The sequence below is a fragment of the Micromonospora sp. C28SCA-DRY-2 genome (assembly GCF_030519475.1).
Taxonomy (GTDB): Bacteria; Actinomycetota; Actinomycetes; order Mycobacteriales; family Micromonosporaceae; genus Micromonospora.
In genome coordinates, this window is the sequence record NZ_JAUMKD010000003.1 from 607,618 (window position 1) to 621,923 (window position 14,306).

Consider the following 14,306-nt stretch of genomic DNA (forward strand, 5'->3'; position numbering starts at 1 on the left):
CGATCGGGAGGATCGTGGCGCCGCGGGTGAGAGGTGACGTGCCAACGGGCGGGGGTGCGGTCCTCGACGAGCGTCATCGCGCAGGCGGCGACGATCCCCTTCGTCATCGACTGACACCGGCGCCAACGTGGCGGGCGATTCAGCCGGTGCCGGATCGGCGCGTCACCGCACTCGTGCGGTCTCGCGCAGAGCGGTGTCGAGCACGTCGGCAATGCCCTGCTCGTCGACCACCGTCGCGGGATCGTGCTGGTACCGCCGGACCGCCTGCCGGACGGCCGTGAGCGAGGGGTCCCGGTCGAGCGCCCATGCCGCGGCCTGCGCCTTGGAGCAGTGCACGTTCTCCACCGCGAAGCGCCAGATCCGGCAGGCGGTCAGCACCATGAAAGCGGCGCTCTCCGCGTCGTCGGTGAGCGACCGCCAGGTCAGCAACCAGTGCCGGCCACGGTCAACGATCCAGTCGGCCGGGACGGGTGCGAGCACCTCGTGGGCGGCGGCACCCCGGAGCGCACGCCCGTGCGCACGCGCCATCGACAGTTCAGCCGGCAGGTCCGCCGACGCCGCCTGGCGACGTTCGACCTCGAACTCCTCGGGCGGTGGGCCGTATCGGCCGAGGTGCAGCTCCATGGCGGGCGCCCGGGTCGGCGCGGCGGCCACCTCCGAGGTCACGACGTGCAGATCGATGCCCGCCGCGCTGCCCACGTCCGCCTGCCGAACCAGACGCTCGAGGGCTGCCGCCTGGGCATCGGCGAGACGACCGTCGATGACGGCGAGCAGATCGATGTCGCTGCGGCCGGGGTGGAACCCGCCGGCCGACAGGGAGCCGTGCAGGATCACCGACCGCGCGGAGTCCCCGGCGATGTCCACGATGGAGTCGGCGAGCGACGTCGCGACGATCAGAGCGGGCAGTTCGTCGACTCCGACCACCCGACAGTTCTACCAGAACTCCCCAGGTCCGCCCCCATGATCCGGCGCACACTGATCGACGCCCCGATCCCGCCGGCACGGCAGTCCAGACAGAGTGGCTCGGCGTAGCGGAGCTGGCCGGCGTGTGCCGGGCGGCGAGGGGTTGAGGACTGCGCGGGAGAGTTGCGGGGACAGTCCCCGGGCGTCGCCGTCGACTGGCGTAGCCCGGGGACTGCCCCGGTGCGTCGGTCGGGTCACCGGCGCGGCACGGGCGTCGCTCTCACTTCCTCGTCAGCCCGTACGCGTCGCGGACGACCTGCTGGACGCGGTTGCCGTCGGTGCTTGAGGCTGACGGCTCCGTTGGTGGTGTCGGCCCCCTTCGACGAGGGCGGCGGCCCGACCGGTCCAGGCTCGCCGAGGCGGTCGTCGGCCACAGACCCTTGCCCTGCCACAGCTCGATGCCCTACAGTTAGGTTTCTTAAGTAATTGATGCATGTCTATATATCGGCCGCGTCCTCTGTTCCCGGCGGTGTCTGCTTCCCACGGCGACCCCCGGGTCACCCCCCGCGACGGGTGAGCTGTCCGGGGAGTCGGACGCCGGTCACGGCCACATCAGGCAGGGCGGCGCTGGCCGCCCTGGCCACCGGCGGCCCGCCGCGCCGCGTCGACCGCCACAGCCAGCTAACCGCCAAGGAGGTCCGAGATGTCCGCAACCCGCTGGCGAGTCGCCGCGCTGATGGCGTACCGCATGGTGGTGGCGCTGCTGTTCGCGGCGCACGGCGCAGCCTCGCTGTTCGGCGTCTTCGGCGGCGCTCGCGGCACCGGCGAAGCCCTGCCGTTCGCGGCGTGGCCCGGCTGGTGGGCAGCCCTGATCCAACTGGTCGGCGGCCTGCTCGTCCTCGGCGGACTGTTCACCCGCGTCGCCGCGCTGATCTGCTCCGGCTCCATGGCATACGCGTACTTCTCGGTGCATCAACCCGAGGCGCTGATGCCGTTGAACAACGGCGGCGAGCTGGCCGCGATGTTCTGCTGGTCCTTCTTCCTGATCGCGGTGCTGGGTGCCGACCGGTGGTCGCTGGACGCGGTCATGGCGGGTCGCACGCACCACCGCCGGCCGCGGCCCACGGCCGCCCCCGACGCGCACGCCACCCCCGGGCGCTGACCAGGCGGCACCCGCCGCCGCCCGATACCGAGCCGTCGATCACGCCGGCGTGAACCCCGAGTCTGACAGCACCCGCTTGGCCAGAGCCGAGCTGGTGAAGGCGACGAAGGCGTCCGCGGCCACCGGGTTCCGGCCGGCGCCGACCGGCACGATCGCATACAGGTCGGCGTGCTCGACCCCCTGGGGAAAGTCGATGGTCCGTAGCTCCGTGCCGGCCCCGGCGATATCGGTGCGGAACACCAGCGCCGCGTCGGCAGTCCCCGCCCGCACCGCAGCCACCGCGGCCGTCCCGTCGGGCCGCACCATGGTGGGGCGTACGTCGGCGATCTTCCGGGCGGTGTCGCCGCAGCGGGTGTGACGGGCGCAGAGCACCACTCGGGCCCCCGGGCGGCGAAGGTCCGTGAGGTCGTCCACCCCTTCGGCCGTCGCGGCGGTGACGATGACGAGCGGATTGCGGGCGATCACCGTAGGCGCTCCACGGGCAGCACCGCGATCCACGACCGATGCCATGCCGGCCGTCCCACCGGACGCGAAGACGTCCACTTCGGCGCCGGCCACGACCCGCCGGGCGTGGTTGTCGCTCGCGCCGAACTCGAACAGGACGTCCGTGCCCGGATATGCGGCCTCGAACTTCTCGGCCAACACGGTGAACGTCTCCCGCAACTGCTCGTCCGCGTAGACGACCAGCCGGCCGCCCGGCTGACCGGGATCGCCGGGGCCCTCGCCGTGGTGGTGGCCACCGTGCTGGTGCCCTGTCGGTGCTCCCTGCGGAGCAGGCGGCACGGTGGCCCTTCCGGCATCCGTGCCGGGTGCCGAGGAGCAACCCCCGAGGCCGAATGCGATCGCGGCCGATACCGCCGCCAGCCAAGGTGCCGACCTCATGACACATCCCCTTCCCAAGGTCGTCGCGCACGGGGACGGCCGGGCCGGCACCCGACCGGCCCGGCCGTCATCTGACAGCACTCGCTCAGCAGGCGCCCTTGTCCTGCCAGACGCCCCACTGGCCGGTCGTGCCGGGCTCTTCGCCCTGGGTCCACCAGCGAGCGGTCCAGTTGCGGCGCTGGTGCGACACGCTGGCGCCGCCGGTGTAGACGGCCGACGCGCTCCAGGCCGCCGCGCAGTCACCACCGGGAGGCGGCGTCGTCGGGTCGGTGGGCGGCGGCGTGGTGGGATCGCCCCCCGTGCCACCGACGTTCACGTCGACGCAGGCGTAGAACGCGTTGGCGGTGTCGTAGATGTTCCAGACGCTGAGGATCTTGTGCCGCCCGGAGGGGAGGTTGGTCAGCGTGTGCGTCACCGTCGACGGCGGCTGTGACGCGTTGCCGCTGATCGTCTGGTGCAGTTGACCGTCTACGTAGTACTGCCAGTTGAGCGTGCGGTGCGGTGCGGTGTTTCGCCAGGTGAACGACGCGGTGCTGCCGATGTTGGTCACGCGCCAGCCGGCGTTGTCGTTGTCGAGGATGGTGAAGCCGCTGCCACCGCTGCAGGTGCGGGCGCCCTTGGGGGCCTCGACGCTCTGCGGCTCGTACTGGATTCCACCGCAGTTGCGCACGACCCCGGTGGCGCACTGATCCTGCCTGCTGGGCGGATTCGTGATCCAGCCGTGGGCGCTGGCCGGAGCCGCCGGCATGATCGCCGCCACCAGCGGTGCGATCACCACGGCGGACATCAGGACCGCCATCTTTCTCTTCAGACCCATCTCCGCTCCTTCTGGGAACCGGCGGCCGAACGCGACGTTCCGCCGCAGACAATCTGACGATCGTCGATGTCTCCAGGGAAGCAATTAATAGTAAAGTTTGTCAACAGTTAATCGGGGGCTCCTCGACGGCCGTGGCAACGTCGCGGTGCCGGATCCGGTCACTGTTCGGCCGAGCGTCGGTGCTCGATCCAGCCGCTGGCGCCGGACGCCGGTTCATCGATCGGGTTGCAGGTTGGCGGTCAGCGCGGCGAGCTGGGCCCGCCGCTCGGCGGCGGTCCGTGGCCATCCCTTGGCGTCCGGGCGGGTCTGCCAGGGCCGCGGCCCCGACGGCGGGCGGTACTCGACACCCAGCGCTTCCAGCCGCGCGAGATGCGCACCGAGCCGGTCACGGAAGTCGGCGGGATCCCGGTCACGGAAGCCCCAGGCCACCTCCGCGAACGCGCACAACCTCGGGAAGGCCATGTAGTCCACCACCCGGGCCGAGTCCATGTGCTCGGTCCACACATTGCATTGCGCGCCGATCACCCGAGCCGCCTCGGTCGCGGTCAGCCCGTCCGGTATCGGCTCGAACCCGTAGACGTCCATCGTCGACAGGACGGTGCCGACCGGTATCGGCTCGTCCTCCTGCTCGGACTGTCGATAGTCCAGGTAGGCCCACATGTCCGGGCAGGAGACGACGTCCAGCCCGGCACGCGCGGCAAGCCTGGTCATCCGCGGTCCTCGCCAGGCGGCGATCGTCGCGCCGGCCGGGGCGCCACCCTCCATGATCTCGTCCCAGCCGTAGACCCGACGGCCCCGACCGGCCAGGTGTGCCGCGAGCTGCCCGACAAACCAGCTCTGCAACGCGTCTTCGTCGGGCAGTCCCAGCTGCCGCATCCGCGCCTGCGCCTGGGCGCTGGCCCGCCACTCGTCCTTCGGACACTCGTCGCCCCCGATGCTGACGATCGGGCTGGGGAACAGCTCGCACACCTCGTCGAGGATGTCGCGGCAGAACCGCAGGGCCGCGTCGGACACGTTGAGGACGTGGGTCGAGCGGCCCCATCCGGTCCAGACGGGTAGTTCCCCGGCACCGTTGCCCAGCCACGGGTACGCCGCGATCGCGGCCTGCGTGTGCCCCGGCAGGTCGACCTCGGGTACCACACTGACGTGGCGGTCGGCCGCGTACGCGACGATCTCCCGGAGGTCGTCCCGGGTGTAGAAGCCTCCGTGCGGGCGAGCGTCGTACGCGCCGTGCTGGCGGGAGCCACGCATGCTCTCCGCGCGCCAGGCCCCGACCTCGGTCAGGCGCGGATACCTGTCGGAGGCCAGCCGCCAGCCCTGGTCGTCGGTCAGGTGCAGGTGCAGCACGTTGAACTTGTGCAGCGCGAGCAGATCCACGAAGCGCAGCACGTCGGCCTTGGGCAGGAAGTGCCGAGCGACGTCGAGCAGGCAGCCCCGCCAGGGGAACCGGGGCGCGTCCGTCATCTCGACGCAGGGCAGTTCCCACGGCCCGTCGCCAACCCGGGCGCGCCGCAGCGCCGCCGGTGGGAGGAGCTGCCGGATCGTCTGCGTGCCGTAGAAGACGCCAGCGGGCGAACCTCCGGCGAGATCCAGCCGGTCCGGTGCCACGCTCAGCCGGTATCCCTCCCCCGGAAGCGCCGGGTCGAGCCGCAGCCGAACGGCGGCGTCCGTCTGCGGCGGCAGCCAGCAACCGGTCGGCGGGCCGAGCGCGGCACGCAGTCCGGCCACGACCTGGTCGAGTTCGGGTGGTGCGGCCAGGCCGGTGCCCGGGTCGATCCGGAACGTGCCGGGCCGTCGTGCGACACCGGAGGGCCGGGGAACGATCACTCTTTCACCGCCCCGCCCAGGCCGGACACCAGCCGCTTCTGTACCAGCGTGAAGAAGACGAGGACCGGGACCGTCATGAGCACCGACGCGGCCATGATGCCGCCCCAGTCGTTCTCGTCCGGCTTGAAGAACACCAGCAACGCCATCGGCAGGGTCTGGTTGTCGGTCGCGCTGATGATGAACGTCCGCGCGAAGAGGAAGTCGTTCCAGGCAACGATGAAGGAGAAGACGCTGGTGGCGGCGAGCCCGGGCGCGACGAGCGGAAAGAGGATCCGCCAGAGCACGGTGCTGCGACTGGCACCGTCGAGCATGGCGGCCTCCTCCAACTCCTCGGGAATGGCGGCGACGAAGCCACGCAGCATCCAGACCGCGAACGGCAGCGTGAACGCCAGGTGCACCAGCACGAGCGAGCCGAGCGTGTTGAGTCCCACCTGCGGTACGACGGTGCCAACATCCCGGACCAGGAAGAACAGCGGGATCGTCAACGCCTCGATCGGCACCATCTGCGCCACCAGGACCATGACCAGGATCGTGCTGCGGAAGCGGAAGTGGAACCGGCTGAGCGCCACCGCGGCGAGGAACGCCACCAGCCCGGACAGCACCACCACGACCAGCGCGACCAGGAGACTGTTGGCGAGGTACCGCGCGAAGCCCTCCGCACCCAGCACCCGCCGAAAGTTGTCCAGCGTCGGAGCAAGCGTCCACGGCTTCTGCGACAGCGACTGGATCTCCCCTGCCGGCTTCAGCGCGGAGAGCAGCATCCAGTAGATCGGGAAGACGGTGACCAGGGCGACGACGGTCGCGGTCAGGTCGGCGGCTCGCCGCCACCATGACGTGGTCGTCACAGCGGCTCTCCCCCGCGCCGCAGCGCCCGCAGGTAGAGCAGCGTGACCAGGAGCAGGATGAGCATCATGACCACGCCGATCGCCGAGCCCAGACCGTACTCGGAGGCGGCGAACGCCTGCTGGTACGCGTACACGTTGAGGGTGAGGTTCTGCCCCGCGATGCCGCCGCCGCTGGTCATCACGTAGATCTGGGTGAAGACCTTGAAGTCCCAGATGATCGACTGGATGGTCACGATGACCAGCAGCGGGCGGATCATCGGCACCACGATCTGCCGGAAGGAGCGCCAGTGGCTCGCGCCGTCCAGCGCCGCCGCCTCGAGCACCTGACCCGGGATGGCGCGGATTCCGGCGTACAGCGTGACCATGACGAACGGGAACGAGTGCCACACCACTGCCGCGCCGACCAGGGCGAAGGTGCTGTACCGGTGGTAGGTCCAGTTGTATCCGTCCAGCCCGAGCACCTGGTTGACCAGGCCCAGGTTGGCGTCGAACAGGAACATCCAGACGGTGGAGCCGGTGATCGCCGGCGCGGCCCAGGCCGCCATCGCGGCGAATGACAGGACGCGCCCGGGCCAGCGGCTGACCCGGGTCAGCAGGATGGCCAGGGCGGCGCCGACAGCCAATGTCGCTGCCACGCAGGCGGCGGCGAACCCGACAGTGGCCAGCAGGACGGACCAGAACTTCCCATCCCGCAGCAACGTGAGGTAGTTGTCGGCGCCGACGAACCGGGTCGGCTCACCGCCACTGACCTGCGCCTGCCGGAAGTCCAGGACGGACAGCAGGCCGAGCTGGTAGATCGGGTAGGCGAACAGCGGCAGCATCACCGCGGCTGCCGGGAGGAGCAGCCACAGCGGGGTGCGCCGGCCCCATCTGAGGCGGGTACGGCGGTCCGCGGTGGCGGGGCGGGCCCGCGACCGCGGCTCCGCCAGCGCCGTCGGTGCCGTACTCATCGCGCCAGGGCGGCGTTGATCGCGGTCGCCGCTTCGTCGGTCGCCTGCTCGATGGTCGCCTGGCCGGTGACGATCTTCTCCAGCATCGTGGGGATCACCGCCTGCGCGTCGATCCTGCCCCAGGCCGGGTGCAGCGGTACGAAGCGGGTGCCGGCCGCGATGGTGTCGAGGAAAGGCTTGAGGAACGGCTCCGTGGCGGCCAGCTCGGTACGCGCCGAGGTGAGCGTCGGCAGGTTGCCCATCGCGTCGTACATCTCGTGCTGGTACTTCTTGCTCGCGAGCAGTTCCAGGAAGTCGGCGGCGAGCGTGCGGCGCTGGGTGTTCCTCATGATGCCGAGGTTGTTGCCGCCGGCGAAGGCGGGGGCGATCGAACCCGGCTTCGTCCCGGGCAGCGGCAGCACCGCGTACCTGCCGTTGGCCGCGCCGGCCTCCACGGCGGCGCGGTTGAAGTTGCCGAGGATGGCCATGCCTGCCTTGCCGCTGGCGAAGAGTTCGACTGTCTTACCGCCGGTGAGGTCCGCGCACTGCTGCGGCGGGCAGTTGTCCGGCTTGATCAGGTCGGTGTACGCCCTGATCCCCGCTCGCGACTGGGGGGAGTTGATGGCGGCGGTGTAGTGGTCGCCGGACCTGGTCGCCACGTCACCCCCGGCGTCCCAGATGAACGGCAGGGCGCCGAAGGTGTACTTGCCACCGACCGCGAGGCCGAACAGGTCCGGCTTCGCAGCCCGGATCTTGCGAGCTGCGGCGACCAGTTGTTCCTGGGAGCCCGGCGGGGCCAGGTCGAGTTCGGCGAAGAGGTCGGTCCGGTAGTAGAGGGCGCGCACCCCCACGTACCAGGGCACGCCGTAGAGCTTCCCGTCGATCGTCGCACTGGCCCGCAGATCCGGGTCCAGATCCTTGCCCTCGGCCCAGCTGTCGACATCGGCGCCGAGCTCGGCCAGCCCGCCGGCCGCCACGTACTCGGGCAGGTCGGTGTTGCCGAACTCCACCACGTCCGGCGCGCTCGCCGGGTCGTTGAACGCGCCCCTGAACCGCTCGCTGCGAGTCTGCACCGCAAGGTACTGAACATCGACGGTCACGTCCCGGCGCGCGGCGGTGAACTCGGTGATCGCCTCCTTGACCACTCTCTCCTTCGGTGTGCGATTGGGTTCGTCGAACAGCCACACCCGCAGGGTTCCGGTGGTCTTGTCGCCACCGCCGGTCGACGAGGGAGCGGTGGAGGGCGCGCACCCGACGGCCAGAAGACCGGCCACCACCACCGCAACTGCCTTTGCCCATCGAACGTTCATCTGTGGCTCCTTAAACGGGCCAGGTTCGTAAATGGTTCGTAGCAGCAGGGTCATAGCGTGGGCCCGCCGTCAGCCGGTCGTCAAGACCTCGTGGATTCAGAAGTAGGTCTGCAGCACATCGACGACGGTCCGGTCCTCGTCGACGACCGGGATCGTCCGCCACCTGTCGAAGGCGGTGCACGGATGGGAGATGCCGAAGCCGACGAGGTCGCCGGGACGCAGCGGCGTCACATCGTCGGTCGCCACGAATCCGTGATGGTCGTTGAGTCTGCTCACCTGAAGGCCGCGCGCGGGCACCAGCGTGCCGTCCAGCCGCCGAACCCAGGCCGGTTCCGGTGGTCCTTCGTCGCACGGGACGTCCCGCTTGCCCATGCCGACGATGGCCAGGCCAGCCTCCGGCGTGGACAGCACCTGGGCCCACACCTCGACCGCCGCATCGAGGAAGCCCTCGTCCGGCACGCGGCGGAATGGTGTGCGCAGCCGGTAGAAGCCGTCGTCATGCGAGACGTACGCGCCGCTGCGCAGGACCGTCGTCAGGTGATGCCCGGGCAACCATTGGCCGGCGAGCCGCTCGGCGACGATGTCGAAGTAGGCACTGCCGCCCGCGGCGACGACCACTTCCGCCGGCAACGGGCCGCGGCGCCCGAGATCCCGGGTGGCCACCCGGACCCGGTCGAGGAACGCGGCGACCTCGGCGGGTTCGGGCAGTCCGCCCTCGTAGGCGGCGATCCCGGCCAGGTCCAGCCGGGGCGCGGCGTCGACCGCCGCGGCTACGTCGGCCAGGTCGCCGAGGGTGCGGCATCCGGTACGTCCACCCGGGTATCCCAGCTCGACCAGCACCCGTAGCGGCCGGTCACCGGGAGCTGTGCGCAACGCATCGGCGGCGAGCGCCACGCCGGTGGTCGAGTCGACCTGGAAGAGGAGTTCGAAGCCGCGTTGCGCCTCTCCTGCCGCCCACCGCAGCGGGGCCGGGTCGAGTACCTGGCTGGCCAGGACGACACGCCGCTGACCCATCGCGTGGGCGGCGAGGGCCTGATTGGCGGTGGCCACCGTGACACCCCAGGCCCCGGCCGCCACCTGGGCCGCGATGAGCGAGGGCGCCATGGTGGTCTTCACGTGCGGCGCGAACGCGAGGCCGTGCCGTACGCAGAAGTCGGCGAGGGTCCGGATGTTGTGCTCGATCGCGGTGCGCCGCACGACGAGAGTGGGCCAGGTGAACGCCCCACCGAACAGGTGGTGCCCGGCCGCGACGAAGTCCGCGGCGTCCACCGCCGGTCCCGGCCACCAGAAGCCCTTGGTACGCCAGTCGATCTGTGGCTCAACGTTCATCTGATGCCTTTCCGGGTCCGGGCGGCGAGTGATCATCGGCGGGCCGAGAGGTGATCATCTGCGACGCGGTGGCGCTTGACCATCGCGGCGCCAGGCCGCACTCTTGGAACGACCTTCAGCGAGCTACTTCCGAACCTGATCGTATTGAGGAGCGAGGCCCGTGGCGATGGCGATCGGACTCGTGATCCACGCGAGCCATCGCAGCCGGTTCGAGGCTGCGGCCCGCACCCTGGCCGGGGTGACGTTGGAGTGGGTGACCTACGGGCACGAGGGCGAGATCCGCGATCGGGTACGTGCCCTGCTGGACCGCCGCAACGTCGACGGGTTGCTGCTCGGGCCGGTGCCATACGCCCGGTGCCGCGACGTTCTTCCCGCCGACCTGCCGGTCTCCGTCCTCCGGTCCGCCGGCCTCGACCTGGCCCTCGCCTGGTGCCGTGCGCTCGCCGAGGGCTGGCCCGCCACCCCGGTGAGTATCGACACCTTCGACCTGGAAACCGTCGACGAGGTGACCCACGCGCTCGAGCTGGACCGCAGCCAGATCTCCTGCCTGCCGTTCGACCCCGAGCAGCGCATCGAGGAGATCGTCGAGTTCCACCGCGACGCGCTGCGCACCTCCGGCGGCACGTACGTCATCAGCGTGCGCACCGGCGTCATGGGCGCGTTCGCGGGCAGGGTACCGGTGATGAGCGGCCTGCCGGGGCCCGCCACCATCCGCGCCGAGCTGCACGAACTGGCCCTACGGATCCGGTCGAAGCAGGCAGACAAGCTCCGCTTCGCCGCCGGGGTCTTCCTCGTCAACCGCCTCTCCCCCAACCTGGACCGGGCTCGCGTCGGCCTGATGAACATGCTGCTCAACACCCCGGGGTTCGCGGACTGCTGGATCGAGGACCGGGATCGCCGCGGCGTGGTGGTCTTCGCCCATCGCGCCCTGTTCGAGACGGTGACGCACAGCTGGTCCAGCCTGCCCGTGCTGGCGCAGGCACAGGAGACCCTCGGCGTCCGCGTCGTCGCCGGCTTCGGCATCGGCGCCTCCGCGCGGACCTGCGTCACCCTCGCCGAACGGGCCGCCGCCCGCGCCGAGCAGGATGTGGCGCCCGGTGCCTACCTCATCGAGGACAGCGGCGTCGTCATCGGCCCGATGGGGCCGAGCGGCACGCCCCTGTCCTTCACCTATCGCGAGCACGGCGCCGACGTCGAGGAGTTGGCCCGCAGCGTGGGGCTCAGCCCCGCCACCCTGTCGCGGCTGACCGCCATCGAGCGCAGCCTCAACGGCAGGTCCGTCTCCCCCAGCGACCTGGCCACCGCACTGGGGATCACCGACCCGAGCGGACGCCGGCTGATCCGCAAGCTCGGCGAGCACGGCCTGGTCATTCCGGAGGGCAGCGCGCAGGTCAACCGCAAGGGTCGCCCGACCCGCCTGTACCGGCTGGCAATCAGCAGTGGGCGCCAGTGAGCCGTCCGGTACTGGCCGACCTGCTGCTCACCGGCGGGCACGTCATCGACGCCGGCGGCGGGCACGTCGGCCGGTACGACGTGGCGGTCCGCGCCGGCCGAATCGCGGCCGTCGAGCCGGCGCTGCCGGCCGATGGTGCCCGGCAGGTCGTCGACGTACGGGGCAAGGTGGTCACCCCGGGCCTGATCGACCTGCACACGCACGTGGCCACCCAGGCCACCTACTGGGGCATCGACCCGGATCCGGTCGCGTGGTGCTCCGGCGTCACGACCTGGGTCGACGCCGGCTCGGCGGGGGCCTACTCGCTCGACGCGTTCCGGGTCGCGCTGCGCCGTCTGCAGGTCCGGGTGCCCGTACTGCTGAACATCTCCGCGCTCGGGCTCACCGGCCGTACGGGCGAGTGCCGGGACCTGCACAACTGCGACGTGGACCTGGCCGTCGCCGCGGTGCGGGACAACCGGGACCTGGTGGCCGGTATCAAGGTTCGCATCGACCGGGAGACCGTGGGCGGGAACGGGGTCGAGCCGCTGCGCCGGGGCATCATGGCCGCCGAGGCGTGCGACGTCCCGGTGATGGTCCACGTTGGTACGTCCCCGCCGGCTGTCGCGGACGTCGTCGCGCTTCTCCGCCCCGGTGACATCGTCACGCACTGCGCCAGCGCCATCGCCGCGGGGCCGGAGTTGGTCAGCCCGGCGATGCGCGACGCGTACGCCAGGGGGGTGTTGTTCGATCTCGGTCACGGCTCCGGCGGCTTCGCCTTCGACGTGCTCGAAGCGCAACTGGAGTCGGGGCTGACACCGCACACCGTATCGTCGGACCTGCACGCCCGGTGTCTGTACGGGCCGGTGTTCGACCTGCCGACGACGATGGCGAAGCTCCTGGCGGTCGGCCTCCCCCTCGAGGAGGTGGTGGCAGCGGCGACCATCCGCCCGGCGCGAGCGCTCAACCTACCCGGCGGCGCCGGCACGCTCAGCCCGGGTGCCCCCGCTGACCTGGCCGTCTTCTCGGTGGCGGAGGGACCGTTCGAGCTGGTCGACGCCCACGGGCAACGCCGCGTCGGCAAGCAGCGGCTGGTCAACGAGGCCACGTACCTGGGCGGACGCCTGCTGCCGCCGCGGCTGCCCGAGCCGCCGCGCCCGTGGATTCCGCTCACCACCGCGCAGCGACATGCCCTGGACGACCGGGCCGACGTGCTGCGTGCGCTGTTCAGCACGCCTCTGGTCGGACCAGACGGGCTGTCCGAACAGTTTCCCCGGCGACCGGAGGAGTCTCCGGGTACGGACGAGAGAGGTTGACCATGCCCAAGCGCGTCATCACCACCGACCAGGCCGCTCCGCCCGGGGGCCCGTACTCCCAGGCGGTCGTCGCGGGCGACCATGTGTATCTGGCTGGCGCGACCCCGGTACTGCCCGACGGGACGTGGGTGCGCGGCGCGTTCGCGGAGCAGGCGCGGGCGGCCTTCACCAACCTCGCTCGCGTCGCCGAGGCTGCCGGCGCCGACCTGACCCAGGCCGTCCGCGTCGGGGTCTACCTACGCGACTTCGCCCACTTCGCCGAGATGAACAAGATTTACGTAGAGTTCTTCGGCGAGCGGAACCTGCCGGTCCGCACGACGCTGCCGGTCGCGCTGGACGGCTTCGACATCGAGGTCGACGCCATTCTGTACACCGGGTAGACACTCACCCGATGCCTGCCCCTCGGACGCACGGGTCTGAGGGTTCCACGTGAACGGATAGCTAGGCCCGGATCCGCGATGCCGCCGAGGCACCCGCGGCCCACACCCTGGTCCCGGCGAACGACACTTCCTTGCCGTGCGCGTCGGCGGCCGCGAACGCGAGCAGTCGCTCGCCCTCGGCGGTCAACTCGGCCCGGTCCCGCTTGCCGAGCCGGTCGAGCGGCTGGACCACCAGCCGTGCCACCTGGCGTTCTCGGATGATCTTCCAGGTGGCCTTGACGTACCCGTCGACCAGCACGCCCCGCGGCGGTTCGCGCCAAGCGCCGATGGCGCGCAGCGACTCGGCGCCCACGAGCCGGGTCCGGTCGGCATGCGACAGCAACAGGTTGTCGTACTCGGCCAGGAACCGCACCGGCGCGGGCGTGTCAGGGTCCGGCCGCGGCGCGTCCTCCAGGTCGAAGAGCTCGCGCCCGCCCTCGTCCCGGAACCGCCGCAGCGGCAGGCGCTCGAAGACCTCCCGCAGGCGGGTGAGGCCGGACCAGGTCTGCGCGTCCTGGACGCTGGCGGGCCCGAACGCGGCGAGGTAGCGGCGCACCAGGATCGCCGGGTCCGGCTCGGTGAGCGGCCGGCCGAGCCAGGCGTCGGCGGTGGTCAGGGTCGGCTGCCCGCTCCTGCCCCACAGCCCGCGTGGGGGCACCTGGACCAGGGGTAGCAGGTTGCGGGCGCCGTGCGCCAGGGAGTTGGCTGGACGGTCCGGCCACCGTTGCTGGAGGAGCGTCCCCAGCTCCTTGGCGGTACGCGGCTGGGCTTCGACCAGCTCGCGGGCGGCGTCCGCGAGTGCGGTGAGGTCGAGGTCGCGCAGGCCGGGCGCGAAGGTGGTGTTGGTGCGAAGATCACGGTCGAAGATGGGCTGCGTCCAGGGGCGCATCGCCAGGCAGTCGTCGCCGGTGACAAGGTGGATCGTGTTGCGCATCACCGGGATGCGCACCACCCGCCGGTCAAGCAGGAGCTGGCTCAGTTCGTGCGCCTCGAAGCCGTCGATGCGGCTCCACAGCCCCACGTAGGGAGCCTGTGGCGCCTGGCCCTGCATGCCGACCAGGTGAACGATCACCTCTTCGGCGGGCATCGCCACGCGCTGGAGCATGAACTGTCGGGCGAGCGTAGCGCGCCCGAG

The 14,306-nt window shown here is 71.1% G+C and carries 13 protein-coding genes; 4 read left to right on the top strand and 9 right to left on the bottom strand.

All coding sequences use genetic code 11. The features are described from left to right. Positions 1-162: 162 nt before the first annotated feature. Entirely contained in the window at positions 163-924 is a 762-nt protein-coding gene (locus tag Q3W71_RS16355; RefSeq protein ID WP_302920190.1) for an aminoglycoside adenylyltransferase domain-containing protein, read from the bottom strand. A 682-nt stretch (positions 925-1,606) separates the two neighbouring features. Between Q3W71_RS16355 and Q3W71_RS16360 the strand changes: the two genes are divergently transcribed. Continuing rightward, complete coding sequence (locus Q3W71_RS16360; protein ID WP_302920191.1) at positions 1,607-2,065, top strand: DoxX family protein; 459 nt, start codon at positions 1,607-1,609, stop codon at positions 2,063-2,065. Positions 2,066-2,104: 39 nt separating this feature from the next. On the opposite strand, the gene modA is transcribed toward Q3W71_RS16360, so the two are convergent. The 7 genes from modA to Q3W71_RS16395 form a co-directional block, all read right to left on the bottom strand. Beyond that, positions 2,105-2,947 (bottom strand): molybdate ABC transporter substrate-binding protein, encoded by an 843-nt coding sequence (gene modA / locus Q3W71_RS16365; RefSeq protein WP_302920192.1) that lies wholly within the window; start codon positions 2,945-2,947, stop codon positions 2,105-2,107. A gap of 85 nt (positions 2,948-3,032) precedes the next feature. Continuing rightward, positions 3,033-3,764, bottom strand: a complete 732-nt coding sequence (locus Q3W71_RS16370; protein WP_302920193.1) for a lytic polysaccharide monooxygenase — start codon at positions 3,762-3,764, stop codon at positions 3,033-3,035. Between the two features lie 213 nt (positions 3,765-3,977). Further along, on the bottom strand, positions 3,978-5,591 hold the full coding sequence (locus tag Q3W71_RS16375) for a beta-N-acetylhexosaminidase (protein ID WP_302920194.1): 1,614 nt from the start codon (positions 5,589-5,591) through the stop codon (positions 3,978-3,980). Beyond that, the gene (locus tag Q3W71_RS16380) at positions 5,588-6,436 is read right to left on the bottom strand and encodes a carbohydrate ABC transporter permease (RefSeq protein ID WP_302920195.1); all 849 of its coding nucleotides are present in this window, start codon (positions 6,434-6,436) and stop codon (positions 5,588-5,590) included. Before Q3W71_RS16380 ends, Q3W71_RS16375 begins: the two co-directional genes overlap by 4 nt. Continuing rightward, positions 6,433-7,386 (bottom strand): carbohydrate ABC transporter permease, encoded by a 954-nt coding sequence (locus tag Q3W71_RS16385; RefSeq protein WP_302920196.1) that lies wholly within the window; start codon positions 7,384-7,386, stop codon positions 6,433-6,435. The genes Q3W71_RS16380 and Q3W71_RS16385 overlap by 4 nt, the downstream gene beginning before the upstream one ends. Then, entirely contained in the window at positions 7,383-8,675 is a 1,293-nt protein-coding gene (locus tag Q3W71_RS16390) for an extracellular solute-binding protein (RefSeq protein WP_302920197.1), read from the bottom strand. The genes Q3W71_RS16385 and Q3W71_RS16390 overlap by 4 nt, the downstream gene beginning before the upstream one ends. Before the next feature lie 96 nt (positions 8,676-8,771). Beyond that, positions 8,772-10,004, bottom strand: a complete 1,233-nt coding sequence (locus tag Q3W71_RS16395) for an alanine racemase (protein ID WP_302920198.1) — start codon at positions 10,002-10,004, stop codon at positions 8,772-8,774. A 166-nt stretch (positions 10,005-10,170) separates the two neighbouring features. On the opposite strand from Q3W71_RS16395, the gene Q3W71_RS16400 reads away from it, so the two are divergent. The 3 genes from Q3W71_RS16400 to Q3W71_RS16410 are packed head-to-tail and all read left to right on the top strand — an operon-like array spanning position 10,171 to position 13,132. Then, the gene (locus Q3W71_RS16400) at positions 10,171-11,457 is read left to right on the top strand and encodes a helix-turn-helix domain-containing protein (protein WP_302920199.1); all 1,287 of its coding nucleotides are present in this window, start codon (positions 10,171-10,173) and stop codon (positions 11,455-11,457) included. Continuing rightward, on the top strand, positions 11,454-12,752 hold the full coding sequence (locus Q3W71_RS16405; protein ID WP_302920200.1) for an amidohydrolase/deacetylase family metallohydrolase: 1,299 nt from the start codon (positions 11,454-11,456) through the stop codon (positions 12,750-12,752). Before Q3W71_RS16400 ends, Q3W71_RS16405 begins: the two co-directional genes overlap by 4 nt. A 2-nt stretch (positions 12,753-12,754) precedes the next feature. Next, positions 12,755-13,132 (top strand): RidA family protein, encoded by a 378-nt coding sequence (locus Q3W71_RS16410; RefSeq protein WP_302920201.1) that lies wholly within the window; start codon positions 12,755-12,757, stop codon positions 13,130-13,132. Between the two features lie 61 nt (positions 13,133-13,193). On the opposite strand, the gene Q3W71_RS16415 is transcribed toward Q3W71_RS16410, so the two are convergent. Further along, positions 13,194-14,276: a winged helix DNA-binding domain-containing protein gene (locus Q3W71_RS16415; protein WP_302920202.1), complete on the bottom strand. Its 1,083-nt coding sequence runs from the start codon at positions 14,274-14,276 to the stop codon at positions 13,194-13,196. Positions 14,277-14,306: the final 30 nt, after the last annotated feature.

Excerpts from the sequence above, each read along its gene's own strand:
- Q3W71_RS16400 (WP_302920199.1), top strand. The coding sequence starts at position 10,171 with ATGGCGATCGGACTCGTGATCCACGCGAGCCATCGCAGCCGGTTCGAG.
- Q3W71_RS16370 (WP_302920193.1), bottom strand. The coding sequence starts at position 3,764 with ATGGGTCTGAAGAGAAAGATGGCGGTCCTGATGTCCGCCGTGGTGATC.
- modA (WP_302920192.1), bottom strand. The coding sequence starts at position 2,947 with ATGAGGTCGGCACCTTGGCTGGCGGCGGTATCGGCCGCGATCGCATTC.
- Q3W71_RS16410 (WP_302920201.1), top strand. The coding sequence starts at position 12,755 with ATGCCCAAGCGCGTCATCACCACCGACCAGGCCGCTCCGCCCGGGGGC.
- Q3W71_RS16360 (WP_302920191.1), top strand. The coding sequence starts at position 1,607 with ATGTCCGCAACCCGCTGGCGAGTCGCCGCGCTGATGGCGTACCGCATG.
- Q3W71_RS16395 (WP_302920198.1), bottom strand. The coding sequence starts at position 10,004 with ATGAACGTTGAGCCACAGATCGACTGGCGTACCAAGGGCTTCTGGTGG.
- Q3W71_RS16415 (WP_302920202.1), bottom strand. The coding sequence starts at position 14,276 with ATGCTCCAGCGCGTGGCGATGCCCGCCGAAGAGGTGATCGTTCACCTG.
- Q3W71_RS16385 (WP_302920196.1), bottom strand. The coding sequence starts at position 7,386 with ATGAGTACGGCACCGACGGCGCTGGCGGAGCCGCGGTCGCGGGCCCGC.
- Q3W71_RS16390 (WP_302920197.1), bottom strand. The coding sequence starts at position 8,675 with ATGAACGTTCGATGGGCAAAGGCAGTTGCGGTGGTGGTGGCCGGTCTT.